17 protein-coding genes and 1 pseudogene are annotated in these 25985 nt (G+C 70.8%); 14 read left to right on the top strand and 4 right to left on the bottom strand.

The genetic code is table 11. The features are described from left to right. Window positions 1-118 precede the first annotated feature (118 nt). The 9 genes from leuS to ACWCPI_RS18480 all read left to right on the top strand — a co-directional run bounded on the left by leuS (window position 119) and on the right by ACWCPI_RS18480 (window position 11769). Window positions 119-3007, top strand: coding sequence for a leucine--tRNA ligase (gene leuS, locus ACWCPI_RS18520; RefSeq protein ID WP_451039126.1), 2889 nt, complete (start codon window positions 119-121; stop codon window positions 3005-3007). 245 nt (window positions 3008-3252) lie between these two features. Continuing rightward, entirely contained in the window at window positions 3253-4044 is a 792-nt protein-coding gene (locus tag ACWCPI_RS18515) for a hypothetical protein (protein WP_451039125.1), read from the top strand. Between the two features lie 93 nt (window positions 4045-4137). After that, window positions 4138-4983: a DegV family protein gene (locus ACWCPI_RS18510; RefSeq protein WP_451039124.1), complete on the top strand. Its 846-nt coding sequence runs from the start codon at window positions 4138-4140 to the stop codon at window positions 4981-4983. A gap of 134 nt (window positions 4984-5117) precedes the next feature. Continuing rightward, entirely contained in the window at window positions 5118-6140 is a 1023-nt protein-coding gene (locus tag ACWCPI_RS18505) for a helix-hairpin-helix domain-containing protein (protein ID WP_451039123.1), read from the top strand. Further along, window positions 6137-8812: a ComEC/Rec2 family competence protein gene (locus ACWCPI_RS18500; RefSeq protein ID WP_451039122.1), complete on the top strand. Its 2676-nt coding sequence runs from the start codon at window positions 6137-6139 to the stop codon at window positions 8810-8812. The genes ACWCPI_RS18505 and ACWCPI_RS18500 overlap by 4 nt, the downstream gene beginning before the upstream one ends. Window positions 8813-8816: 4 nt before the next feature. Next, window positions 8817-9656, top strand: a complete 840-nt coding sequence (locus ACWCPI_RS18495; RefSeq protein ID WP_451039121.1) for an arylamine N-acetyltransferase family protein — start codon at window positions 8817-8819, stop codon at window positions 9654-9656. An 83-nt stretch (window positions 9657-9739) separates the two neighbouring features. After that, window positions 9740-9985 carry a hypothetical protein gene (locus ACWCPI_RS18490; protein ID WP_451039120.1) on the top strand — a complete coding sequence of 82 codons (246 nt, stop codon included), beginning with the start codon at window positions 9740-9742 and terminating at the stop codon, window positions 9983-9985. Window positions 9986-10069: 84 nt separating this feature from the next. Beyond that, window positions 10070-11059, top strand: a complete 990-nt coding sequence (gene holA, locus ACWCPI_RS18485; RefSeq protein WP_451039119.1) for a DNA polymerase III subunit delta — start codon at window positions 10070-10072, stop codon at window positions 11057-11059. 311 nt (window positions 11060-11370) lie between these two features. After that, window positions 11371-11769 (top strand): nuclear transport factor 2 family protein, encoded by a 399-nt coding sequence (locus ACWCPI_RS18480; protein WP_451039118.1) that lies wholly within the window; start codon window positions 11371-11373, stop codon window positions 11767-11769. 247 nt (window positions 11770-12016) lie between these two features. On the opposite strand, the gene rpsT is transcribed toward ACWCPI_RS18480, so the two are convergent. Further along, window positions 12017-12283, bottom strand: a complete 267-nt coding sequence (gene rpsT / locus ACWCPI_RS18475; protein WP_009188551.1) for a 30S ribosomal protein S20 — start codon at window positions 12281-12283, stop codon at window positions 12017-12019. A 237-nt stretch (window positions 12284-12520) separates the two neighbouring features. Here rpsT and lepA point away from each other — a divergent pair, with 237 nt between their 5' ends. Continuing rightward, window positions 12521-14389 carry a translation elongation factor 4 gene (gene lepA, locus ACWCPI_RS18470; protein WP_451039117.1) on the top strand — a complete coding sequence of 623 codons (1869 nt, stop codon included), beginning with the start codon at window positions 12521-12523 and terminating at the stop codon, window positions 14387-14389. A 243-nt stretch (window positions 14390-14632) separates the two neighbouring features. After that, window positions 14633-16507: an AMP-dependent synthetase/ligase gene (locus ACWCPI_RS18465; RefSeq protein ID WP_451039116.1), complete on the top strand. Its 1875-nt coding sequence runs from the start codon at window positions 14633-14635 to the stop codon at window positions 16505-16507. Between the two features lie 116 nt (window positions 16508-16623). Here ACWCPI_RS18465 and ACWCPI_RS18460 read toward each other — a convergent pair whose 3' ends face one another. Further along, on the bottom strand, window positions 16624-17199 hold the full coding sequence (locus ACWCPI_RS18460) for a response regulator (RefSeq protein ID WP_451039115.1): 576 nt from the start codon (window positions 17197-17199) through the stop codon (window positions 16624-16626). Window positions 17200-17211: 12 nt separating this feature from the next. Further along, complete coding sequence (locus tag ACWCPI_RS18455; RefSeq protein ID WP_451039114.1) at window positions 17212-21381, bottom strand: HAMP domain-containing protein; 4170 nt, start codon at window positions 21379-21381, stop codon at window positions 17212-17214. Window positions 21382-21483: 102 nt separating this feature from the next. Between ACWCPI_RS18455 and ACWCPI_RS18450 the strand changes: the two genes are divergently transcribed. The 3 genes and pseudogenes from ACWCPI_RS18450 to ACWCPI_RS18440 form a co-directional block, all read left to right on the top strand. Then, window positions 21484-23613, top strand: coding sequence for a SpoIIE family protein phosphatase (locus tag ACWCPI_RS18450; protein ID WP_451039113.1), 2130 nt, complete (start codon window positions 21484-21486; stop codon window positions 23611-23613). A 27-nt stretch (window positions 23614-23640) separates the two neighbouring features. Next, entirely contained in the window at window positions 23641-24873 is a 1233-nt protein-coding gene (hemW, locus tag ACWCPI_RS18445) for a radical SAM family heme chaperone HemW (protein ID WP_451039112.1), read from the top strand. Window positions 24874-24894: 21 nt separating this feature from the next. Beyond that, window positions 24895-25171, top strand: a pseudogene (locus ACWCPI_RS18440) (Uma2 family endonuclease); the annotation flags it as partial. On the opposite strand, the gene ACWCPI_RS18435 reads toward ACWCPI_RS18440, so the two are convergent. Beyond that, on the bottom strand, window positions 25149-25964 hold the full coding sequence (locus ACWCPI_RS18435; RefSeq protein WP_451039111.1) for a DUF3097 domain-containing protein: 816 nt from the start codon (window positions 25962-25964) through the stop codon (window positions 25149-25151). The pseudogene ACWCPI_RS18440 and the gene ACWCPI_RS18435 sit on opposite strands and share 23 nt — an antisense overlap. Between the last annotated feature and the right edge of the window lie 21 nt (window positions 25965-25985).

Raw genomic sequence — 25985 nt, 5'->3', positions numbered from 1 at the left:
ACCACCGGGCGAATCGGATGGTCGGAATCGGCGCGGCGTCCCCTCCTGTGCGAGGGGATTTTTCGTTTCTCAGGAATCGCAGCCGCTGGCAGAGACGATCGATGGAGCTTTGAGGATCATGAGCGAGACGAACCCCGCTGCCACCGCCGAGGTGGTCGCGCCGCACCGCTACACGGCCGCCATGGCAGCCGACATCGAGGCACGCTGGCAGGACTTCTGGGACGCCGACGGCACCTACGCGGCGCCGAACCCTGAGGGTGACCTGGCGGGCGAGCCGGAGCGGGTCGCCAAGCCCAAGAAGTTCATCATGGACATGTTCCCGTACCCCTCCGGTGCGGGCCTGCACGTCGGTCACCCCCTGGGCTACATCGCCACCGACGTCTTCGCGCGCTACCAGCGCATGACCGGCCACAACGTCCTGCACACCCTGGGCTTCGACGCCTTCGGCCTGCCCGCCGAGCAGTACGCCGTGCAGACCGGGACGCACCCCCGCATCTCCACCGAGGCCAACATCGTCAACATGCGGGCCCAGCTGCGGCGGCTGGGTCTGGGCCACGACAAGCGCCGGTCGTTCGCCACGATCGACCCGGACTACTACAAGTGGACCCAGTGGATCTTCCTGCAGATCTTCAACTCCTGGTACGACGACGAGGCGAAGAAGGCCCGGCCGATCTCGGAGCTGGTGGCGCAGTTCGAGTCGGGCGAGCGAGCCGTGCCCGGCGTCGACGGCGGCACGCGCGCGTGGAGCGAGCTGAGCGCCACCGAGCGCGCCGACGTCCTGGGCGAGTACCGCCTGGCCTACGCCTCCGACGCGCCGGTCAACTGGTGCCCCGGTCTGGGCACCGTGCTGGCCAACGAGGAGGTCACCGCCGAGGGCCGCTCCGAGCGCGGCAACTACCCGGTCTTCAAGGCCAAGCTGCGCCAGTGGAACATGCGCATCACCGCCTACGCCGACCGGCTGCTGGAGGACCTGGAGGAGCTGGACTGGCCCGAGGCGATCAAGCTGCAGCAGCGCAACTGGATCGGCCGCTCCGAGGGCGCCCGCGTCGATTTCCCGATCGACGGTGAGCGCATCACCGTCTTCACCACCCGCCCGGACACCCTGTTCGGCGCGAGCTACATGGTGCTGGCCCCCGAGCATCCGCTGGTGGAGAAGTTCACCCCGGACGCCTGGCCCGAGGGCACCCACGACGTGTGGACCGGCGGCCACGCGACCCCCGCCGAGGCCGTCGCCGCCTACCGCGCGCAGGCCGCCTCCAAGTCGGACGTCGAGCGCCAGGCCGAGGCCAAGGACAAGACCGGCGTCTTCATCGGCGTGTACGCGACCAACCCGGTCAACGGCGAGCGGATCCCGGTCTTCATCGCCGACTACGTCCTGATGGGCTACGGCACCGGCGCGATCATGGCCGTCCCGGCGGGCGACCAGCGCGACTTCGAGTTCGCGCGCGCCTTCGAACTGCCGATCCCCTGCATCGTCGAGCCGACCGACGGCCGGGGCACGGACACCTCGACGTGGGAGGACGCCTTCGCGTCGTACGAGGCGAAGATCGTCAACTCCGCCAACGACGACATCTCCCTGGACGGCCTGGGCATCGCCGAGGCCAAGGCGCGCATCACCGAGTGGCTGGAGTCCAAGGGCATCGGTGAGGGCACGGTCAACTTCCGGCTGCGTGACTGGCTGTTCAGCCGCCAGCGCTACTGGGGCGAGCCCTTCCCGATCGTCTACGACGAGGAGGGCATCGCCCACGCGCTGCCCGAGTCGATGCTGCCGCTGGAGCTGCCCGAGGTCGAGGACTACAGCCCGCGCACCTTCGACCCGGACGACGCCGACACCCAGCCCGAGACGCCGCTGTCGCGCAACGAGGAGTGGGTCAACGTCACGCTGGACCTGGGCGACGGCCGTGGTCCGCGCGCGTACCGGCGTGAGACCAACACCATGCCCAACTGGGCCGGTTCCTGCTGGTACGAGCTGCGTTACCTGGACCCGCACAACAGCGAGCAGCTGGTCGACCCGGAGATCGAGCAGTACTGGATGGGTCCGCGCGAGGGCCGGCCGCACGGCGGTGTCGACCTGTACGTCGGCGGCGCCGAGCACGCCGTGCTGCACCTGCTGTACGCGCGCTTCTGGTCCAAGGTCCTGTTCGACCTGGGTCACGTCTCGTCCGCCGAGCCGTTCCACAAGCTGTTCAACCAGGGCATGATCCAGGCCTACGTCTACCGCGACAGCCGTGGCATCGCGGTGCCCGCCGCCGAGGTGGAGGAGCGCGACGGCGCGTACTACTACCAGGGCGAGAAGGTCTCCCGCCTGCTGGGCAAGATGGGCAAGTCCCTGAAGAACGCGGTCACCCCGGACGAGATCTGCGCCGAGTACGGAGCGGACACGCTGCGTCTGTACGAGATGGCGATGGGGCCGCTGGACGTGTCCCGTCCGTGGGACACGCGCGCGGTGGTCGGCCAGTTCCGGCTGCTGCAGCGGCTGTGGCGCAACGTCGTCGACGAGACGACCGGCGAGGTCACCGTCGTGGACGCGGAGCCCGACGAGGGCACGCTGCGGGCCCTGCACAAGGCCATCGACGGGGTGCGCGGCGACCTGGAGGGCCTGCGGTTCAACACCGCCATCGCCAAGGTCACCGAGCTGAACAATCACCTGACCAAGGCGGGTGGCGCCGTGCCGCGCTCCGTCGCCGAGGCCCTGGTGCTGATGGTCGCGCCGCTGGCCCCGCACATCGCCGAGGAGCTGTGGCGCAAGCTGGGCCACGAGGACTCCGTGGTGCACCAGGACTTCCCGGTGGCCGACCCGGCGTACGTGGTCGACGAGACCGTGACCTGTGTCGTGCAGATCAAGGGCAAGGTCAAGGCCCGCCTGGAGGTCTCGCCGGCCATCTCCGAGGAGGAGCTGGAGAAGGTCGCGCTGTCCGACGAGAAGGTCGTGGCGGCGCTGGACGGGGCCGGGATCCGGAAGGTGATCGTGCGGGCGCCGAAGCTGGTGAACATCGTTCCGGCGTAGGTCTTCGGCGGTTCGGCGGTTCGGCGGTTCGGCGGGGAGATCGGCCCGGTCGGGGCCGCCGTGAGGGCGGTCGCCGGCCCGGAGGGCCCTCGGGCTCGGCGTGAGGTCGGCTCCAGGTGATCTCGGCTCGGGGTGATCCCCTACGGGCAGGTTCGGGGTTCTGAAGGAACTCAGGGCCTGCCCGTTGCGTTTACCGTTGAAGAGTGTGACGCGATGTGTGTCGCGACCGGCCGGAGGAGGAGTTCGTGGAAGCAGCGATCGCAGTCGTGGCCCTGCTCTTCGTACTCTTCGTGGTGCTCGGCGCGTACGCCACGGTGAAGGTGGTCGGTGCCGCGAAGCGCCGCGTGGACGAGACCATCACGCATGCCCGGCGCACGGTCGAGCATCACACCTTGCGGGCGAAGTCCTTCGCGCAGCCGGGCCCGCTCGGCGAGCTCGCCCAGCTGCGGTTGAAGCTGCGCACGTCGATGCGGGCCACTCAGGAGGCGCTGCAGGCGGGCGTGAGCGAGGACGAGTCCCTCAAGGAGTCCCTCGGCCTCTTCGAACGCCTCAGCGCGCACGGGCACGAACTGGACTCCGAGCTGCGGCGCCTGGAGTCCGAGCCGGACCGCACGACGCTCACCGAGCGCCTGCCCGGGCTGCGTGAACGCACCGAGCGCATCGTCGAGTCGGCGGACTCGCTGCGCTGGGCGGCCCGCGACCGTGCCCGCCGCTTCGCCGACGACGACCTGGACACCCTCAGCGCGCAGATCGACGTGGAGACCGGCGCTCTGCGGCACTGGCAGCCCACGGAGCCCTCGGAGCGGGCGGCGCAGCCCTCGTCGTCGACACCGTCGGCGTCGGAACGTTCGTCCTCGGCGCCGCCGCCATGGCCCAAGGCACCGGCATCCGAAGTCGACTCGACGGACGAGCAGACCTGGCCCGACAGCTCTCGGACCCAGCGGTCCGAGGATCCTGCGCGGCCCGCCATCGCTCCTTCCGGGCCCCGCCCGACATACCCGTGGCAGAAGAAGACCCGCCCGGAGAGCACGACTTGACCCCGGGCGCCCGCGCGTCGACGGGGTCAAGGCATTGCATGCAGAGCGGGGTCGGGCTGCCGCCCGGGCGCTACGCCAGGTAACCTCCAGCTCATGTCCCGCCATGTCGCGATCGTCACCGATTCAACGGCCTACCTGCCGCCGCGGACGATGGAGCGTCACGGCATCACCGCGGTACCCCTGACGGTGGTCCTGGGCGACAAGGCCCTGGACGAGGGCACCGAGATCTCCACCCGTTCCCTCGCCCAGGCATTGCAGAAGCGACGCCCCGTCACCACCTCACGCCCCAGCCCCGAGGTCTTCGCGGAGCACTACCGCAAGGTCGCCGAGTCCGGAGCCGCCGGCATCGTCTCGCTGCACCTGTCCGCCGAGCTGTCCGGCACCTACGACGCGGCGGTCGTCGCGGCGCGCGAGGCGCCCGTGCCGGTCCGGGTGGTGGACACCGGCATGGTCGCGATGGCCCTCGGGTTCTGCGCCCTCGCCGCGGCCGAGGCGGCGGAGACGGGCGGTACGGTGGACGACGCCGTCACGGCCGCGGAGAAGAGAGCCGGGGCCACGGCCGCCTATTTCTACGTCGACACCCTCGACTATCTGCGCCGCGGGGGCCGTATCGGGGCCGCGCAGGCCCTGCTGGGCTCCGCGCTCGCGGTGAAGCCGCTGTTGCAGCTGGAGGGCGGCCGGATCGGCCCTCTGGAGAAGGTACGGACGGCGTCCAAGGCGATCGCCCGTCTGGAGGAGATCGCGGCCGACCGGGCGGGCAGCGCGCAGGTCGACATCGCGGTACACCATCTCGCGGCTCCCGACCGGGCGTCGGCGCTCGCGGAACGGCTGCGGGCTCGGGTGCCTGGGCTCGCCGAGCTGCATGTGAGTGAGGTGGGGGCGGTGATCGGGGCGCACACGGGCCCCGGATTGCTGGGAGTCGTGGTCTCACCTCGGTGACGCACCCGGTGGGTTGGGGGCGTGGTGAAAGCTTGTCACTCGTGTGAGTGGCGGCGATATCCACAACTGAGTGGTGATCCACGGGAATTGAGCAAGATCATCGCGGCTCTCGCGGTGTGCCCGATCCTCGTCGCATGGCACTTCGATCACGCACACGCATCATCACGGCGACCAGCGGGCCGGGGCGCGGCCCTCGGTCCGACGTCCGCGCCCGCCACCCACGACGCGCGCGGGTTCGGGGGCGGGCCCAGCAGCGCCGTGCGCCGGCGGAGGAGCTGAGGCGCAGGGCGGAGGTGCTCTTCGCCGAACGGCCCGGGGAATGGGAGGAGTCGGGAGCCGGGCCCCCGGAAGCCGACGCGATGGGCAGGGCCGGTGACGACAGCGGATCCGGTGCCGACCCCGACAGGGCCGATGGCAGGTCCGGTGAGGTGGCCGCCCCGACGTGGCGGACTCGGTTCGGGCCGGCTTGGCGGGAGCGCATGCCCTTGTGGTTGCAGGCGCGGTGCGGGCTGGAACGGCGGAGCCTGGTCGCGCTCACCGTGGTGCTCGTGCTCGGCGCCGGGTTCGCCGTGCAGCACTTCTGGGCCGGCCGGACGCAGCCCGTGCGGGCGCCCGAGGTGGTGCGGGCGGCAGCCTCGTACGGGCAGGGCGATCCAGGTGAGGAACCCATGGCGGACGCCTCGGCGGCCGGTCCGTCAGAGGCCGGGGGCACGGCCGCCCCGGAGATCGTGGTGGACGTCGGCGGCAAGGTGCGCGAGCCGGGGATCCATCGGCTGCCGGCAGGGTCCCGTGTCGTCGACGCCCTTCGCGCGGCCGGCGGTGTGCGCCCCGGCACGAAGACCGACGGCCTGAACCGGGCCCGGTTCCTGGTGGACGGCGAGCAGGTGATCGTGGGCGGTCCGGCTGCCGCTGCCGGAGCAGCGCCGGGCCCGGGAGGCGCGGCCGTCCCCGGTGCGGCGCCCGCCGGGCCGGTCTCCCTCAACACAGCCACCGCCGACCAGCTCGACACCCTCCCGGGCGTCGGCCCGGTGCTGGCCCAGCACATCATCGACCACCGCACCCGGAACGGCGGCTTCCGCTCGGTGGACGAACTGCGCGAGGTCAACGGCATCGGCGACCGCCGCTTCGCCGATCTGCGCAACCTGGTACGGCCATGAGGCCCCCGTCCGGCACGGCCCCGACGGACTCGGAACCCGGTACGGCCGAAGGGCTCGACACCCGCCCACCCGACCTCACGCCGGCCCCCGCCGCCGTGCACGCCTCGTCGGGCGGACGGCTCGGCGTCTCCCACCCCCGCCAGGAAGGACCGGCGGACCTCCGGCTCGTACCGCCCGCCCTCGCCGCCTGGGCAACGGCGGCGCTGACACTGGACGCCCCACCGCTGTGGGTTGTCGGTACGGCGGTCGCGGGCCTGGCCGTGGCCGGCGTACTTCTCCTGTCACCGCGAGGCGCGGGACGTGACGGCCGACCTGGCGGGCGCGTGCACGTCAGCCGGTGGCGCCCCGCGGCCGCCGCCGTGCTGCTCTGCGTCGCCGCGGCCGCCGTCTCCGCCGGACTGCACGGGGCCGACCTGCGGCGTGGCCCTGTGCCGGGGCTGGCGCAGGAGTACGCCACCGTGACCGCCGAGGTCGAGGTCACCGCCGATCCCCGCCTCACCCGGCCCCGGGTCACGGGAAATCACAGGGCACCGACCTCCGTCCTGATCCACGCGGACGCCCGACGCGTCGAGCGGACGGACGGCACGGCCGTGGAGACACGAGCACCTGTGCTGATGATCGTCGACGGGGGACCGGGTGTCCTCGACGGCGGTGACGGTGGACCGAAGACCTACGGCACCGAGAAGGAACCCACCGCCTCGGACGGTGACGACCCGCCGCGCTCCTCGGGCGACCGGCGTTCGCCCTGGCTGCGACTGCTGCCGTCCACGCGGCTGCGCGTGACCGCCCGGCTGGCGCCCGCGTCGGCGGACGGGGACCGGATCGCGGCGGTGTTGCGGGTGCGCGGCGCGTCGGCACCGCGCGTCGTGGGGGAGCCGTCGGCGGCACAGCGGCTGGCGGGGCGGTTGCGGGCCGGGCTGCGGGAGGCGACCGACGGGCTTCCCGCGGACGCGCGGGCGCTGCTGCCGGGCCTGGTCGTGGGCGACACCTCACGGATCACCCCGGAGCTGGACGAGGCGTTCAAGGAGACCGATCTCGCGCACACGCTGGCCGTCTCCGGAAGCAACCTCACGATCATCCTGGCCCTGCTCATCGGCCCGCCCGGCCTGGCCCAACTGGTCGAGCGCCGCGGTCTCGCACCCCGCCTGGGCATCTCCCTTCGCTCGACGGCGCTGCTCGGCGGAGCGCTCACCCTGGCGTTCGTCGTGGTGTGCCGGCCGGACCCGAGCGTTCTGCGGGCTGCGGCCTGCGGAGCCGTCGCGCTGCTCGCGCTGGCGACCGGACGCCGCAGATCACTGATCCCGGCACTGGCGACGGCCGTACTGCTCCTGGTGCTGTACGACCCATGGCTCGCCCGCAGCTACGGCTTCCTGCTCTCCGTCCTGGCGACGGGCGCCCTGCTCACGCTCGCTCCCCGTTGGAGCGCGGCGCTGCGCGGGCGAGGGGTGCCGCCGAGAGCAGCCGAGGCGCTGGCGGCCGCGGCTGCCGCGCAGGCGCTGTGCGCGCCGGTCGTCGCCGTGCTGTCGGCCCGGGTGAGCCTGGTGGCGGTGCCGTGCAATCTGCTCGCCGAGTTCGCGATCGCACCGGCCACCGTGCTCGGTTTCGCGGCACTGGCGGCCGCGCCCTTCGCGATGCCGTTGGCGAAGGCCCTGGCGTGGTGCGCCAGTTGGCCGACCGGCTGGATCGCGGACGTGGCCCGGACCGGCGCCGCACTGCCCGGGGCAGGCGTGGACTGGCCCGGCAACTGGTCCGGGGCGGCGCTGCTCGCCCTCGCCACGCTGGTCGTCCTGGCCACCGGCCGCCGACTGCTGCGGCATCCCTGGTGGTGCGGGGTCTGCGGGGCGGTGCTTTTGCTGGTGGTCGTGCAGCCACCGCCGTTGACCAGGGTGGTGACGGGGTGGCCGCCGCCCGGGTGGCGGTTCGCGATGTGTGACGTGGGACAGGGCGATGCGACGGTACTCGCGGCGGGTGAGGGGACGGGCGTCGTCGTGGACGCCGGCCCGGATCCGACGCTGGTCGACCGGTGTCTGCGCACGCTCGGCATCACCAGGATTCCGCTTGTCGTGCTGACCCACTTCCACGCCGACCATGTCGCGGGCCTGCCCGGTGTGCTGTGGGGACGTGAGGTGGGCGCGATCGAGACGACGGGGCACGAGGAGCCCGTGGACCAGGTGGGGTTCGTCCGCAGGGAGGCGGCCGCCCGGGGGGTTCCCGTCACACGGGCGGCCGCCGGGGAGGAGCGACGCGCCGGAGCGCTGAGCTGGCAGGTGCTCTGGCCGCCCGCGCACCCGGCGATGGCCCCGGAGGGTCCGAACGACGCCAGTGTCACCTTGCTCGTCCGTTCGGCCGGCCTGCGGCTCCTGCTGCTCGGGGATCTGGAACCTCCGGCTCAGCGGGCGTTGTCGAGATCACCGGCGGGGGCCCTGCTGGGCGGAGTGGATGTGCTCAAGGTCGCCCATCACGGCTCGGCGTACCAGGACCCGGAGCTGATACGCAGGGCGGCGCCGCGGCTGGCGTTGATCAGCTGCGGTGAGGACAACCCGTACGGCCATCCCGCTCCCAGCACCGTCGCGGCGCTACGGGAGCAGGGGGCGCTGGTGCTGCGGACGGACGAGGACGGGGCCCTGGCGGTGGCCGGTAGGGGCGGGGCGCTGCGGGTGGCGGGAGACTGAGGGCATGGACTCCGTAGAGGCTGATGCCTATCTCCGTCGCCTGGGTGTCGAGTACCCGGCGTGGCCCACCGTGGACGTGCTGCGCGAGCTGCATCTGCGCCATCTGCAGACCGTGCCCTTCGAGAACCTGGCCATCCACCTCGGCGAGGAGATCGTCCTGGAGGAGAAGCGGCTGCTGGACAAGGTGGTGGGGGCGGCGAGAGGCGGGTTCTGCTACGAACTCAACGGGGCGTTCGGGACGTTGCTCACCGCGCTGGGCTTCGATGTGACGCTGCTCGCGGCGCGGGTGCACGGGAAGGAGGGGCGGCTCGGGATTCCGTACGACCACATGGCGCTGAAGGTGCGGACGGTGGACGGCGGGACATGGCTGGCGGACGTCGGGTTCGGGGCGCACAGCCACTATCCGCTGGCGTTCGAGGCGCGGGGCGAGCAGGAGGACCCGGCGGGCGTGTTCCGGATCGTCGAAGCCGGGCCGGACGCCGCCGGCGCGCGCGGCGGGTACGACCTGGCGGAGGCCGCGGATCTGGAGGTCGTCATGTCCGGCCGACCGGAGTACCGACTGGAGCGGCGGCCTCGGGTGCTCGGCGACTTCGCGGCCGGGGCGTGGTGGCACAGCACCTCGCCGAGCTCGCACTTCACTCAGTCGCTGGTGTGCTCACGGGTGACGCAGGACGGCGGGCGGATCACGCTCAGCGGGCGCACGTTCAAGACGACGGCGGCCGACGGGGCGCGTGCGGAGCGGGAGTTGGACACCGACGAGGAGGTGCTGGAGGTGTACCGGGAGCGGTTCGGGATCGAGCTGGACCGGGTGCCGACGGTGCGAAGGCCCGGTCGGGGCGACTGACTCGGGGGAGTGGGAACGGCGGGCGGCTGCCGACGGCAGGAGCCCGGCGAGGGTGGGTTCCCGCGGTGCCCGAGAATTGCTCCGTGAGCGATGTGAGACATGTGCTGGTGCTACCTGATCGTGACGCGGCGCAGGAGGTCGCGGAAGCGCTCGGGGAGCGGTTCGGGGTCGATGAGGAGCCGCGGCTGGTGCGGGACGCGTTGGCCGGGGAGGACGACGCGGAGGACGCGCAGTGGCTGGTCGTGCTGCGGGACGAGGCCGGACGGCTCGACCCGGGTGAGCTCGACGAGTTCGCGGGCGAGTGGGACGGGTGGCGGGAGGAGCCGTAGCCATAGCCCGCCCCCACCCGACCACCACCCCCACAACGTCCCGAGCGACCCCCCTTGTCAGTGGCCCGTGCCATCCTTGTCGCGATGGCCAGTAAGACTGCTGATGACGATCCCCTTGCCCCCGTGACCCTTGCCGTGGGTCAGGAGGAGCTGTTGCTCGACCGTGCCGTGCGGGAGGTGGTGCTCGCGGCGAGGGCCGCCGATGCCGATACGGACGTGCGGGAGCTGACCCCGGACCAGCTGCAGCCCGGCACGCTGGCCGAGTTGACCAGTCCCTCCCTGTTCGCGGAGCGCAAGGTCGTGGTCGTGCGCAACGCCCAGGACCTGGCGGCCGACACGATCAAGGACGTGACGGCGTATCTCGCCTCCCCGGCCGAGGAGATCACGCTGGTGCTGCTGCACGCCGGTGGGGTCAAGGGCAAGAAGCTGCTCGACGCCGCGCGCAAGGCGGGCGCCCGGGAGGTGGCCTGCCCGAAGATGACCAAGCCGGCGGACCGGCTGGCGTTCGTGCGCGGCGAGTTCCGGACGGCAGGGCGGTCGGCGACGCCCGAGGCCTGCCAGGCGTTGGTCGACTCCATCGGCAGCGATCTGCGGGAGCTGGCGTCGGCCGTCAGTCAGCTGGTCGCCGATGTCGAGGGGACGATCGACGAGGCGGTCGTCGGCCGGTACTACACCGGCCGAGCCGAGGCGTCGAGCTTCACCGTCGCCGACCGGGCGGTCGAGGGGCGGGCCGCGGAGGCGCTGGAGGCGCTGCGCTGGTCGCTGTCGACCGGGGTGGCGCCCGTCATGATCACCAGCGCCCTCGCGCAGGGGGTGCGGGCCATCGGAAAGCTGTCCTCGGCGCGCGGCGGCCGTCCCGCCGATCTCGCGCGGGAGCTGGGCATGCCGCCGTGGAAGATCGACCGCGTGCGGCAGCAGATGCGGGGGTGGACGCCGGACGGGGTGGCGGTCGCGCTGCGGGCGGTCGCCGAGGCCGACGCCGGTGTGAAGGGCGGTGGGGACGACCCCGAGTACGCCCTGGAGAAGGCGGTCGTGGTGATCGCGCGGGCCGCTCGTTCCAGGGGGCGCGGCTAGATCAAGGGCCTCTCGGTTGGATCATGCCGACGTCGGGGGGCCGGCACGCGCAGCTGCCGCGTCGTCTCGGTTGCCGACTCCCCCACGGTTGCCGACTCCCCTGCTCTCGACTGCGCTCGACCCGGGGGCGACCCCCATAGCGCCGGCGGCCCTCCCGCGTCTTGCGGCTGCACCCGCCAGACCACGCTCGGGTGGGCTGAGAGGCGCGGTTTCTCTCAGCCGACCTGATCCAAACGACAGACCCTGGGGCGGGGGAGGAGAATCGGGCGTATCAGCCGTATATCGCCGGACTGGGAAAGGTGGCGACCGTCATGGCTGAACACCCGCATGCGGCTCTCGTCCGCAAGGGCTACGAAGCCTTCCAGCGCGGAGACATGGAGACCCTGCGCGGCATGATGACCGGGGACTGCGCCCACCATGTGCCCGGCTCCCACCCGCTCTCGGGGGACTACAAGGGGTTCGACTCGATCGTCGAGGGGTACTACGCGCGGTTGTCCTCGGAGACGGGCGGCTCGTTCCAGGTCGAGCTGCGCGACATTTTCGTCGACGGCCGTGGACACGCGATGTCCGTGCACCGCTTCACCGCCGACCGGGGCGACAAGCACATCGACGACAACGGCGGCATCGTCTTCCGGATCGTCGGGGACAAGATCACCGACCTCGACGAGTGCGTCGCGGACCTCGACAAGGGCAACGACTTCTGGTCGTGACCGTCGTCCCGACACTCAAGGACAGGACCGGCGACAGGACCGACGCACCGGCGCCCGCCCGGGAAGCCGGGAATATGCCGAAGGCCCCGGCACCCGCTCTGGGGAAGAGCGGGGCACCGGGGCCTTCGGTTCACGATGCTGAGCCCGTACCCGCGTGGCGAACGCAGGCCGCGTACAGGCTCGGGGTGCCGGACGGGAGCGGATGAGAGAGGGCCCGCTCGATTCCCTCCGGCGGTCAAATCAAGTGTCAGCCCTTGAGCGCAGCGACCTTGGAAGCAAGCGCCGACTTCTTGTTGGCGGCCTGGTTCTTGTGGATGACGCCCTTGGAGACGGCCTTGTCGAGCTGACGCGCGGCAGCGCGCTGGTACTCGGTGGCCTTCTCGACGTCACCCGCGGCAGCGGCCTCACGGGCCTTGCGGATCGCGGTCTTCAGGGAGGACTTGACGGCCTTGTTGCGCAGCCGAGCCTTCTCGTTGGTCTTGATCCGCTTGATCTGGGACTTGATGTTCGCCACGAATGAGCCTTTTCAGGTTCAGGCACGGGCCAGGAGCCTCACGAGGAGACCGGGTCCCGTACCAGGTGATTTCTTGAGGATGTGCCTCGCGCTGAGAGGGCATGAGACACAGCCACCCAGAGTACCAGTGGCCCGGCCGACGGCCCAAAACGGTCGCCGGTCGCCGCCCATGGGACCATGGAACCTACGTATCGATCCGACCCGAGGCATAAGGCGCCTCAAGAGACAGGACCCTGCGTGCCCGCGACCCCTAACAATGTGCCCGAGCCGAGCCGTACCGACCCGGCTCTGATCCGCAATTTCTGCATCATCGCGCACATCGACCACGGCAAGTCCACGCTCGCCGACCGGATGCTCCAGCTGACCGGTGTGGTCGAGCAGCGGCAGATGCGTGCTCAGTACCTCGACCGGATGGACATCGAGCGTGAGCGCGGCATCACGATCAAGTCCCAGGCGGTGCGTCTGCCGTGGGCTCCGACCCACGACAAGAACAACACGCACATCCTCAACATGATCGACACCCCGGGGCACGTCGACTTCACGTACGAGGTCTCGCGGTCGCTCGCCGCCTGCGAGGGGACCATCCTCCTCGTCGACGCCGCCCAGGGCATCGAGGCCCAGACCCTCGCCAACCTCTACCTGGCGATGGAGAACGACCTCACGATCATCCCGGTGCTCAACAAGATCGACCTGCCGGCCGCGCAGCCCGAGAAGTTCGCCGAGGAACTCGCCAACCTGGTCGGCTGCGACCCGAGCGACGTGCTCAAGGTCTCCGCCAAGACCGGCCTGGGCGTCGAGGCGCTGCTCGACAAGGTCGTGGCCGAGATCCCCGGGCCGGTCGGCGTCAAGGACGCCCCCGCCCGCGCGATGATCTTCGACTCGGTCTACGACTCCTACCGCGGTGTCGTGACGTACGTCCGTGTCATCGACGGTCAGCTCAACAAGCGCGAGCGCATCAAGATGATGTCGACGGGCGCCACGCACGAGCTGCTGGAGATCGGGACGAACTCGCCCGAGATGCTGGCGGCCGACGGCCTCGGCGTCGGCGAGGTGGGCTATCTGATCACCGGCGTGAAGGACGTCCGCCAGTCGAAGGTCGGTGACACCGTCACCAGCCAGCACAAGGGCGCCACCGAGCCGCTCGGCGGGTACAAGGACCCCAAGCCGATGGTGTTCTCCGGGCTCTATCCACTGGACGGCTCCGACTACCCCGAGCTGCGCGAGGCCCTGGACAAGCTCCAGCTCAACGACGCCGCGCTGGTCTACGAGCCGGAGACCTCCGCCGCGCTGGGCTTCGGCTTCCGTGTCGGCTTCCTCGGCCTGCTGCACCTGGACGTGATCCGCGAGCGGCTGGAGCGCGAGTTCGGTCTCGACCTGATCGCCACCGCGCCGAACGTGGTCTACCGGGTCGTGATGGAGGACGGCAGCGAGCACACCGTCACCAACCCGAGCGAGTTCCCCGAGGGCAAGATCAACGAGGTGTACGAGCCCGTCGTACGCGCCACGATCCTCGCGCCGACCGAGTTCATCGGCTCCATCATGGAGCTGTGCCAGACCCGGCGAGGCACCCTCCTCGGCATGGACTACCTGTCCGAGGACCGGGTGGAGATCCGCTACACCCTGCCGCTCGCGGAGATCGTCTTCGACTTCTTCGACCAGCTGAAGTCCAAGACCCGCGGGTACGCCTCCCTCGACTACGAGCCCACCGGCGAGCAGACCTCCAGCCTGGTCAAGGTCGACATCCTGCTGCACGGCGACAAGGTGGACGCCTTCTCGGCGATCACCCACAAGGACCAGGCGTACGCGTACGGCGTACGGCTCGTCGCCAAGCTCAAGGAGCTGATCCCGCGGCAGGCGTTCGAGGTGCCGGTGCAGGCCGCCATCGGCTCCCGGGTGATCGCCCGCGAGACCATCCGCGCCATCCGCAAGGACGTCCTCGCCAAGTGCTACGGCGGTGACATCTCCCGTAAGCGCAAGCTGCTGGAGAAGCAGAAGGAAGGCAAGAAGCGGATGAAGATGGTGGGTTCCGTGGAGGTTCCGCAGGAGGCCTTCATCGCCGTACTGAGCAGTGATGACAGCGCGGGATCGGCCAAGGGCAAGAAGTAACCGCAGGTAACGCCGGGTGACCCGGCTCAACGCCGTCACTGGGGTCCGTCGTGCGAGATCACGGCGGGCCCCTGGTGCATGTGAGGTGATTCCGTGGAGAAGTGACAGGCCGCAGGACCTTACGTCGAGGGCTGCCGACCTTTACTCTGATCCCTGCTCGATAGTTACTCGCGAGTTAAACAACGCGAGTGAACCAGCCGCACAGTGGAACCAGCCGCACAGCCGCGGGCCCCGGAGGATGTCGTGAGCGACACACAGACACTGATCGAGAACCGTCCGCCGACCGTGGCGGCCCTCTTCCTGGAGCGTGTGGCGGCCACACCGGACGCCGAGGCATACAGGTATCCCGTGCCGTCGGCATCGGGGCAGGGCCCGGACGACTGGAAGTCGCTGAGCTGGGGACAGACCGCCGAACGGGTCTTCGCCATCGCGGCCGGGCTCATCGAGCTGGGCGTCCAGCCCGAGCAGCGGGTGGCCCTCGCCTCCTCCACCCGGGTCGAGTGGATCCTCGCCGACCTGGGCATCATGTGCGCCGGCGCCGCGACGACCACCGTCTATCCGCAGACCAACGCCGACGAGTCGGCGTTCATCCTCGCCGACTCCGAGAGCCGGGTGCTCATCGCCGAGGACGCCGCCCAGCTGGACAAGGCGCGGGAGAAGCGCGCCGAGCTGCCGCATCTGACGCATGTCGTCGTCATCGACCCCGCCGGCGTCGAGACCGCCGACTGGATCCTCACCCTCGACGAGCTGGAGAAGCGCGGCGCGGCCCGGCTGGAGAAGGACGCAGACCTGGTCAAGGAGCGGGTCGGCGCCATCACCAAGGACCAGCTGGCCACCCTGATCTACACCTCCGGCACCACCGGCCGCCCCAAGGGTGTTCGGCTCCCGCACGACAACTGGTCGTACATGGCGAAGGCGATCGCCTCGACGGGCCTGGTCGGCGCGGACGACGTGCAGTACCTGTGGCTGCCGCTCGCGCACGTCTTCGGCAAGGTCCTCACCTCCGGCCAGATCGAGGTCGGCCACGTCACCGCCGTCGACGGCCGCGTCGACAAGATCATCGAGAATCTGCCGGTCGTGCAGCCGACGTACATGGCGGCCGTGCCCCGCATCTTCGAGAAGGTCTACAACGGGGTCGCCGCCAAGGCCCGCGCGGCCGGAGGCGCCAAGTACAAGATCTTCCAGTGGGCCGCCGAGGTCGCCCGCGAGTACGCCAAGGTCACCCAGGACAACTTCCGCCGCACCGGCACCCACTCGGCGCCCTTCGGTCTCGCCGCCAAGCACAAGGTCGCCGACACGCTCGTCTACGCCAAGATCCGCGAGGCGTTCGGCGGCAACCTGCGCGCCTGCGTGTCGGGCAGCGCCGCCCTCTCCCCGGAGATCGGCTACTTCTTCGCCGGCGCCGGCATCCACATCCTGGAGGGCTACGGCCTCACCGAGTCCTCGGCCGCGTCCTTCGTGAACCCCGGCGAGGCCTACCGCACCGGCACGGTCGGCAAGCCGCTGCCCGGCACGGAGGTGCGGATCGCGGAGGACGGGGAGATCCTGCTGCGCGGTCCCGGGATCATGGAGGGCTACCACGGGCTGCCGGAGAAGACGGCGGAGGTCCTGGAGTCGGACGGCTGGTTCCACACCGGTGACATCGGCGAGCTGTCGGCCGACGGGTACCTGCGCATCACCGACCGCAAGAAGGACCTCATCAAGACGTCGGGCGGCAAGTACATCGCGCCCGCCGAGGTCGAGGGACAGTTCAAGGCGGTGTGCCCGTACGTGTCCAACATCCTGGTGCACGGGGCCGACCGGAACTTCTGCACGGCGCTGATCGCGCTGGACGAGGTCGCGATCACGGCGTGGGCCGAGGAGAACGGGCTCTCCGGGAAGTCGTACGCGGAGATCGTCGCAGCCCCGGCCACCGTCGAGATGGTGGACGGTTACGTCAAGAAGCTCAACGAGGGGCTTCAGAAGTGGCAGACCATCAAGAAGTTCCGCCTTCTGCCGCGTGATCTCGACGTGGAGCACGGGGAGATCACGCCGAGCCTGAAGCTGAAGCGGCCGGTCGTGGAGCGGGAGTACAAGGACCTGATCGAGGAGATGTACGCGGGTACGCGGGAGGCGTAGCGCGGCGGGGAGACTGGGCGCGGCCACCGCGGGTCGCGCCCACGCGGCGGAGCCGCACCATCGACGCGGACCCGCCGCCTCGCGAGGCCGGCGTGATCCGAACGACGGGCCCCAGGTCAGGGCACGCGCCCCGCGCTCGCCAGTTGCCGCAGTTCACGGACCTGGTCGCGGAGCCTGGTGACGTCGGGTGGGTTGTTCCCGTCGAGTTCCTTCTCCAGTGCGGTCAGGCGTATGAGGAACTCGGCGCTCTGCGGCGGTCGCTGGGCCAGCAGGCGGGCCAGCTGCTGGTTCTTGCGGTGCAGGTCGAGGAAGACGCTGACCTTCGCGCGCAGCACCCACGGGTCGAACGGCTTGGTCAGGTAGTCCGCCGCACCCGTCGCATAGCCGCGGAACGCGTAGCCGGGGTCGTCCTCCGCACCGGTCAGGAAGATGATCGGGACGTCCTTGGTCTGGTCGAGCCGTTTGATGTTCGCGGCGGTCTCGAAGCCGTCCATGCCCGGCATGCGCACGTCGAGCAGGACCAGGGCGAAGCGTCGGCGCAGCAGGGCCTTCATCGCCTCCTCGCCCGAACGCGCGCGTACGAGCGGCTCGTTGAGGGACCCCAGTACGGCCTCCAGCGCGATCAGGTTGTCCTCCATGTCGTCGACCAGGAGGATCCCAGCAGGCTCGTCGGTCGTTGCCTCAGCGCTCATGGTGAAGTGGCCTCATTCGGTGATCGTCGGCGGGACCGCTTCCTCCCCGGAAGCGCTCGGTCCCGGTACCACGGGTTCTTCCGGCTCCGGGGCGCCCTCCCCCCGCGCCGCGCCCTCGGGGTCCAGGAGGTCGCAGACGACGGTCAGCAGCTGATCCACGTTCACCGGTTTGGGTACGTAGTCGTTGGCGCCCCGCGCGATGGACTTCTCCCGGTCACCCGGCATGGCCTTCGCGGTCAGGGCGACGATGGGCAGGTCGACCCAGCGAGGGGTGCGACGGATGGCGGAGATCGTCTCGTACCCGTCCATCTCCGGCATCATGATGTCCATCAGCACCAGCTGGACGTCCGGGTTGCGCTCCAGTGTCTCGATGCCCTCGCGTCCGTTCTCCGCGTACAGCACGGGCATGCCGACCCGGCCCAGCACATGGGTGAGCGCGAAGACGTTGCGGATGTCGTCGTCCACGATCAGCACCCGCCGGCCCGGAAGCACCAGGCCGGGCCGGCCGGTCTGCCACGCCTCCAGCTTGGTCGGCGCCGGCCAGGAGTCGTCCGTGTCGTGGGCGTTCTGGAGGGACTCGGCCGGCAGCTGCTCCGGCACCGGCAGCGAACGGTCCTCGGGCGCCAGGCCGGTCGCGGCGTGCCCAGGGCTCGCCACCGGGACGTACAGCGTGAACGTGGAGCCCTCGCCGGGCTCGCTCTCGGCGACGATACGGCCGCCCAGCAGACCGGCGATCTCCCGGCTGATGGACAGGCCCAGTCCCGTGCCGCCGTACTTGCGGTTGGTCGTCCCGTCGGCCTGCTGGAACGCCTCGAAGATCACCGGGAGCTTCCCCGGGGCGATACCGATACCGGTGTCGGACACCGCGAACGCGATCACGTCGTCGCTCTCCCGGACGAAGCGGTGCTCGGGGTCCTTCACCCGGGTCACACACAGCTCGACCTTCCCCGACGCCGTGAACTTGATCGCGTTGGACAGGAGGTTGCGCAGGATCTGCTGGAGGCGCTGCTCGTCCGAGTACATCTCGCGGGGCACGTCCTCGCCGACCGACACCTCGAAGGCGAGCCCCCGGTCGATGGTGAGCGGGCGGAACGTGGCGTGGACGTAGTCGAGCAGCTTGATGAGCGGGAGCTTCTTGGGGCGTACGTCCATCCGGCCCGCCTCGATCTTCGACAGGTCCAGGATGTCGTTGATCAGCTGGAGCAGGTCGGATCCCGAGCGGTGGATCGTCGTCGCGAACTGGACCTCCTGGTCGGTGAGATGGCCGTCCGGATTGTCCGACAGCAGCCTCGCGAGGATCAGCAGGGAGTTCAGGGGCGTGCGCAGCTCGTGCGACATGTTCGCCAGGAACTCCGACTTGTACTGCGAGCTGGTCGCCAGCAGCGCCGCCTTCTCCTCCAGTTCGGCATTGGAGCGCTGCAGCTCCGCCTGCTGCATCTGCAGTTCGTCGGAGCGCTCCTGGAGCTGCCGGGCGAGGCGCTGGGACTCACCGAGCAAGGACTCCGTACGGGAGTTGGCGATGATGGTGTTGATCGCGACGGCGATGGTGTTCACGAACTGGTCGAAGAACGCCAGGTGCACGTCGGAGAATCGGGAGAAGGACGCCAGCTCGATCACGCCGAGCAGCTTGTCCTCGAACAGGATCGGGATGATGACGACGCTGGTGGGTGCCGCCTCCCCCAGCCCGCTGTTGATCTTGATGTAGTCCGGCGGGGCCTCCTCGACGAGGATCCGCTTCTTCTCGCGGGCCGCCTGCCGGACCAGCCCGTGCACCGGGAGACCGCCGGTCTCGGTGGTCGTGCCCTGGGCCGATCCGTACCCGGCGATGAACGCGAGCCCCTTCGTGGGAACGGTCGTCCGCAAGGACGCGCTCTCCTCGTCCGGGTCGGCCAGGAAGAACGCGCCGTACTGGGCGTTCACCAGCGGCGTCAGCTCGCGCAGCAGCAGGTCGGCGACTTCCATCAGGTCACGGTGGCCCTGCATCAGGGCGGCCAGGCGGGTCAGGTTGGACTCCAGCCAGTCCTTGGCGCGGGTCGTCTCGCGCAGGTTGGCCACCATCAGGTTGATGTTGTCCTTCAGCTCGGCGACCTCGCCCCGCGCCTCCACCGTGATCGAGCGGGACATGTCGCCCTGGGCCACCGCGGAGGCCACCTCGGCGATCGCGCGGACCTGGGTGGTCAGGTTCGACGCGAGTTCGTTCACGTTCGTCGTCAGGCGCTTCCAGGTGCCGTACACGCCCTCCACCCGGGCCTGGCCGCCGAGCTGGCCCTCGGAGCCCACCTCACGGGCCACGCGGGTGACCTCGGAGGAGAAGGAGGACAGGGTGTCGACCATCGTGTTGATGGCGGTCTTCAGCTCCAGGATCTCGCCCCGGGCGTCGACGTCGATCTTCTTGGAGAGGTCGCCGTTGGCGACGGCCGTGGTGACCTGGGCGATGTTGCGGACCTGGGAGGTCAGGTTGTCCGCCATGTAGTTGACGTTGTCGGTCAGGTCCCGCCACACGCCGGAGACACCCAGGACCTGGGCACGGCCGCCCAGTCTGCCGTCGGTGCCGACCTCGCGGGCCACCCTCGTCACCTCGTCGGCGAAGGCGCGCAACTGCTCCACCATCGTGTTGACGGTGTCCTTGAGTTCCAGGATCTCGCCGCGGGCGTCGACGGTGATCTTCTTGGAGAGGTCGCCGTTGGCGACGGCGGTGGTGACCTGGGCGATGTTGCGGACCTGGGAGGTCAGGTTCAGCGCCATGAAGTTCACGTTGTCGGTGAGGTCCTTCCAGACGCCGGAGACGCCCCGGACCTGGGCCTGGCCGCCGAGATTGCCCTCGGTGCCGACCTCGCGGGCGACGCGGGTGACCTCGTCGGCGAAGGCGGAGAGCTGGTCGACCATCGTGTTGATGGTCGACTTCAGCTCCAGGATCTCGCCCTTCGCCTCCACCGTGATCTTCTTGCCGAGGTCGCCCTGGGCCACGGCCGTGGACACCAGGGCGATGTTGCGGACCTGCGAAGTGAGGTTGTCCGCCATGAAGTTGACGTTGTCGGTGAGGTCCTTCCAGACGCCGGAGACGCCCCGGACCTGGGCCCGCCCGCCGAGATTGCCCTCGGTGCCGACCTCGCGGGCGACGCGGGTGACCTCGTCGGCGAAGGCGGAGAGCTGGTCGACCATCGTGTTGATGGTCGACTTGAGTTCGAGGATCTCGCCCTGGGCGTCGACGGTGATCTTCTGGCTCAGGTCGCCGTTGGCGACGGCCGTCGTCACCTGGGCGATGTTGCGGACCTGGGAGGTCAGGTTCGACGCCATGAAGTTGACGTTGTCGGTGAGGTCCTTCCAGACGCCGGAGACGCCCCGCACCTGGGCCCGCCCGCCCAACTGCCCTTCCGTGCCGACCTCGCGGGCGACGCGGGTGACCTCGTCGGCGAAGGCGGAGAGCTGGTCGACCATCGTGTTGACGGTCAGCTTCAGTTCGAGCAGCTCACCGGTCGCCTCCACGGTGACCGTGCGGGTCAGGTCACCGCGGGCCACCGCCGTGGTCACGAGCGCGATGTCGCGCACCTGGGCGGTCAGCCGGGACGCCATCGTGTTGACCGCCTCGGTCACGTCCCGCCAGCTGCCGGACAGCCCCTGCACCTTGGCCCGGCCGCCGAGGCGGCCCTCGGTGCCGACCTCGCGGGCCACCCGGGTGACCTCGCCGGTGAACAGGGAGAGCTGGTCGACCATCTTGTTCACGGCCCGGCCCAGACGCCGCAGGTCGCCGCGTAACTGGCGGCTGCCGTCGTGCAGGTCGACGCGCTGGGTGAGGTCGCCGCCGGCCACCGCGTCCAGCACCCGTGTGGCGTTGGCCGCCGGGGCCACCAGGGCGTCGAGCACCTGGTTGACGTCGTTGACCCGGGTCGTCCAGTCACCGGGCCCCGGGCTCGTCGAGAGCCGCTCGTCGAGCCGGCCGTACCGCACCAACTCCCGTTTGACCCGCTGCATCTCACGGTTGAAGTGCGTGCTGCGGTCCATGATCTGGTTGAAGACCGCCGTCAGTTCGGCCACCACTCCCTCGCCGGTCTCCGGGAGACGGCGGAAGTCGCCGTCGCGGGCCGCGGTCATCGCGGCGAGCAGCGGGCGTAGTTCGGATGCTCGAATCTGACCGTCTTTATGACCGTCTTCGAGTACACGCGTAGCACGGATCTCACTCATGGCGGCCCACTTCGGTAACTCGGTGCTTATGGGCGTGGCCAGTCTGTCACTCTGTCGGCGTCGACCGAGGCGTATTCGTCCGAACCGTTCGGGGAGCTGTTGATGGGGGCCATTCCGGTGCAACGGGAGACCGTCACCCGTGCCTCTGACACGCCTGCGCACGAGGACTCACGCCCGTGCGAGGAGGGCGCGCACCCCGGCGCGGACCACCTCGCACCCCCGCAGCCCGAGACCCGCACCACCCTCCCCGGCAGTCCTCTCTCCCCGGGATCCGCCCGCTCCCTGGTGCGCGCCGCCCTCAGCGAGTGGGCCGAATCCGGCCTTCCCGGCACCGAACGTCTCACCCCCCGACTCGTCGAGGACGCCGTCGTGGCGGTGAGCGAGCTGGTCACCAACGCCGTCGTGCACGCCGGAACCGAGGTCGAGCTCACCTGTCGGCTGGAGGAGGACACCGGTGCCCTCCTCGTCGAGGTCCTGGACCACCACCCCTCGCGCGCCCCCCGCAACGGCGAGCCCGAGGCGCCGTACGAAACGCCCGAGTACGGCCGCGGCCTGCGGCTGGTGTCCCGGCTGGCCGAGTCCTGGGGCGTCACCTACCGCACCGGCGCCAAGACCGTCTGGGCACGGATTCCCGCCGAGGAGCCCGAGACGGCGCGGGACGACATGGAGGCGTACGCCGAGGAACGCGCGCTGGAGCGCGGGCTGCGCGTCGCCGAGATCCTCGCGCCCGAGCCGCCCCCGGAGCCCAGCGCCCCGCCGCTGACCGATTCCCTCGATCGGGGGGAGTCGTACGGCCGCGAGGCCCCCCGGCACAGCCGGCCCGCCGACCACCGCTTCCCGCACCCCGGACACGCCTGGCACCCCGAGGGTCCGCACCGCGCCGAGCGGGAACGGGAATGGCTCAACCGCGGTGCCCTGTCCTTCCTCGCCGAGGCATCCGACCTGCTCGCCGGACAGCTCGACGAGAACCTCGTCGCCGCCCTCGCCGGCCAGCTGATCGTGCCGCGGCTGGCGGACTGGTGCGCGGTGTGGCTGGAGGACGAGGTCGCCGGCCGCTGGGGCTACCCCCGGCCCGGCGACGCCGGTGCCGACGGCGGACGGCCGGCGGACGGCATCGCGGGGGCCGGGCCCAGGCTCGCCCGGGTCTGGCACTGCTCCGAGAACCTCACCGAGGACCTCCGCCGCGCCCTGGAGAAGGAGCCACCGCACCCGGCCGACACCCACCGGGCCGGCCCCGTGCCGCATCCCTGGCCGGGCGAGGCGCTCGGCCGGCACGGGACGAGCGGCACTGCGCTCGCGTACCGCCTCATCGCCGGCGGCCGCCCGCTGGGCACCCTGGTCATCGGCCGGGCCGGTCTCGCGCGCTTCCCCGACGAGATCACCGGGCTCGTCGAGGACCTCAGCCGCCGGGTGGCCCTCGCCATCGGCGCGGCCCGCCAGTACGCCCGGCAGGCCACCATCAGCCGGGTCCTGCAACGCGGACTCCTGCCCGGTGCCGTCGCGAAGATCCCCGGTGTGGCCAGCGCCCTGGTGTACGAGCCGTGCGACATGGGCGGGCCGAGCGGCGACTTCTACGACCTGTTCCCGGCCGGCGACGGCCGCTGGTGCTTCGCCATCGGGGACGTCCAGGGCAAGGGCCCCGAGGCGGCCGTGGTGATCGGCATCGCGCGCCCCTGGCTTCGCCTGCTCGCCCGCGAGGGCTACCGCGTCGCCGACGTCCTCGACCGCCTCAACCAGCTCCTCCTCGACGACGCCACCGAGGCCGCCGACGCCGCCGCCCGTGCCCTCGTCGGCCCGGTCGCCCCCGACGACGGCCCGCAGACCCGCTTCCTGTCCCTCCTCTACGGCGAACTCACCCCCTTCGACGGCGGCATCCGCTGCACCCTCGCCTCCGCAGGGCACCCGCTGCCACTGGTGCTCGGCGAGGGCGGCGAGGTCCACACGGCAGCGCACCCGCAGACGCTCCTCGGGGTCGTCGAGGATGTGACGTACACCAGCGAGACTTTCGAGCTGCGCTCCGGCGACACCCTGCTGTGCGTGACCGACGGGGTGACGGAGCGGCGCAGCGGCTCCCGCCAGTTCGACGACGGCGACGGGCTCGCGACCGCGCTGGCCGGGTGCGCGGGGCTGAACGCGGAGCTGATCGCGGAACGCATCCGCAGGCTGGTGCACGAGTTCGGCGGCCGTCCGCCCGAGGACGATCTGGCGCTGCTGGTACTGCAGGCCGAGTAACCGGCGGGGTACGGGAGAATGGAACGCATGCCCTCCGCACTCCCCGACGGCGAACCCGTCCCCGACGACGGCGCGCTCCCCGCGTCCGCGCTCGCCGGCGCCGCCGACCGCCCCCTCGGTTTCTACCTGCACGTCCCGTACTGCGCGACCCGCTGCGGCTACTGCGACTTCAACACCTACACGGCGACCGAGCTGCGCGGCACGGGCGGCGTGCTCGCCTCCCGCGACAACTACGCCGACACCCTGATCGACGAGGTCCGCCTGGCCCGCAAGGTCCTCGGCGACGACCCGCGCGAGGCCCGCACGGTCTTCGTCGGCGGCGGTACGCCCACACTGCTGGCCGCCGACGATCTCGTACGGATGCTGGGGGCGATCCGCGACGAGTTCGGGCTGGCGCCGGACGCGGAGATCACGACGGAGGCGAACCCGGAGTCGGTCGGCCCGGCCTACCTGGCCACCCTCCGCGAGGGCGGCTTCAACCGGATCTCCTTCGGCATGCAGAGCGCGAAACAGCATGTGCTGAAGGTCCTGGACCGCACGCACACGCCGGGCCGCCCGGAGGCGTGCGTGGCGGAGGCGCGGGCCGCGGGGTTCGAGCACGTGAACCTGGACCTGATCTACGGCACACCCGGGGAGACGGACGACGACTGGCGGGCATCGCTGGAGGCGGCGCTGGGTGCGGGGCCGGACCACATCAGCGCGTACGCCCTGATCGTCGAGGAGGGCACGCAGCTGGCCCGCCGTATCCGCCGGGGCGAGGTCCCGATGACGGACGACGACGTACACGCGGACCGGTACCTGATCGCGGAGTCGGTGCTGTCGGAGGCCGGTTTCGACTGGTACGAGGTGTCGAACTGGGCGACCTCGCAGGCCGGGCGCTGCCTGCACAACGAGCTGTACTGGCGGGGCGCCGACTGGTGGGGCGCGGGTCCGGGGGCCCACTCGCACGTCGGCGGGGTGCGCTGGTGGAACGTCAAGCATCCGGGCGCGTACGCGGCGGCGCTGGCGGCGGGGCGGTCGCCGGGGGCCGGGCGTGAGCTGCTGTCGCAGGAGGACCGGCGGGTGGAGCGGATCCTGCTGGAGCTGCGGCTTCGGGAGGGGGTGCCGCTGGAGCTGCTGCGGGAGACGGGGCTGGCGGCTGCTCGGCGGGCGCTGGGGGAGGGCCTGCTGCAGGAGGTGCCGTACGCGGAGGGGCGGGCGGTGCTGACGTTGCGCGGGCGGTTGCTGGCGGATGCGGTGGTCAGGGATCTGGTGGACTGATCACTCCGGCGAGTGAACAAGGTGGAGGTCGTCTCCAAGACGTAGCGTGGACCGTGACTATGTGGTCAAGCGCTCCATCTACGCGGCAGCCAAGGTGCCCTCCTACTTGATCATCGACCCTGTCATGGGCCAGTGCGTACTACTCACTGAGCCGACGGGCGAGGGAGAGGACGCGGACTACCGGTGCCAGCGGATTACCAAATTCGGCGACATCACGCCGCTGGAACCCATCGACGTCGAACTGGACACCAGCGAATTCGAGACCTACGAGAAGGTCAGGCCCCACCGCTACCCGTGACAAAGTCGATCAGCTCCTCCACCCGCCCCAACAACTCCGGCTCAAGGTCCTTGTAGGACCCCACCCGCGCCAGAATCGCCTGCCACACCGCCCCGGTGTTCTCCGACGGCCACCCCAGCGCCCGGCACACCCCCGTCTTCCAGTCCTGTCCGCGCGGCACCTTCGGCCACCCCGGGATCCCGAGGGACGACGGCTTCACCGCCTCCCAGATGTCGATGTACGGGTGGCCGACGACCAGCGCGTGCTCACTCGTCACCGCCTCCGCGATGCGCCACTCCTTCGAGCCCGGCACCAGGTGGTCCACCAGCACCCCCAGCCGCGCATCCGGACCCGGTGCGAAATCGGCCACGATCGACGGGAGGTCGTCGACGCCCTCCAGGTACTCCACCACCACGCCCTCGATGCGCAGGTCGTCGCCCCAGACCTTCTCGACCAGCTCGGCGTCGTGCCGGCCCTCCACGTAGATACGCCCGGCGCGGGCCACGCGCGCGCGTGCGCCGGGGACGGCGACCGAACCGGATGCCGTACGGGTGGGACGTACCGGAGCAGCGCCCGACGGCCGGACGAGGGTCACCACCCTGCCCTCCAGCAGGAACCCGCGCGGTTCCAGCGGGAACACCCGGTGCTTGCCGAAGCGGTCCTCCAGCGTCACGGTGCCGGCCTCGCAGCGGATCACCGCGCCGCAGAAACCGGTGCCGGGCTCCTCGACCACCAGGCCCGGTTCCGCGGGGACCTCGGGGACGGGCTTCGGCTTCTTCCAGGGCGGGGTCAGGTCGGCGGAGTACTGGCGCATTCGAGTGACGATAGGAGAATC

The organism is Streptomyces sp. NPDC001920 (genome assembly GCF_053594495.1).
The sequence above is the reverse complement of the archived record's forward strand: the minus strand, read 5'-3'. Positions and strand labels throughout refer to the sequence as shown.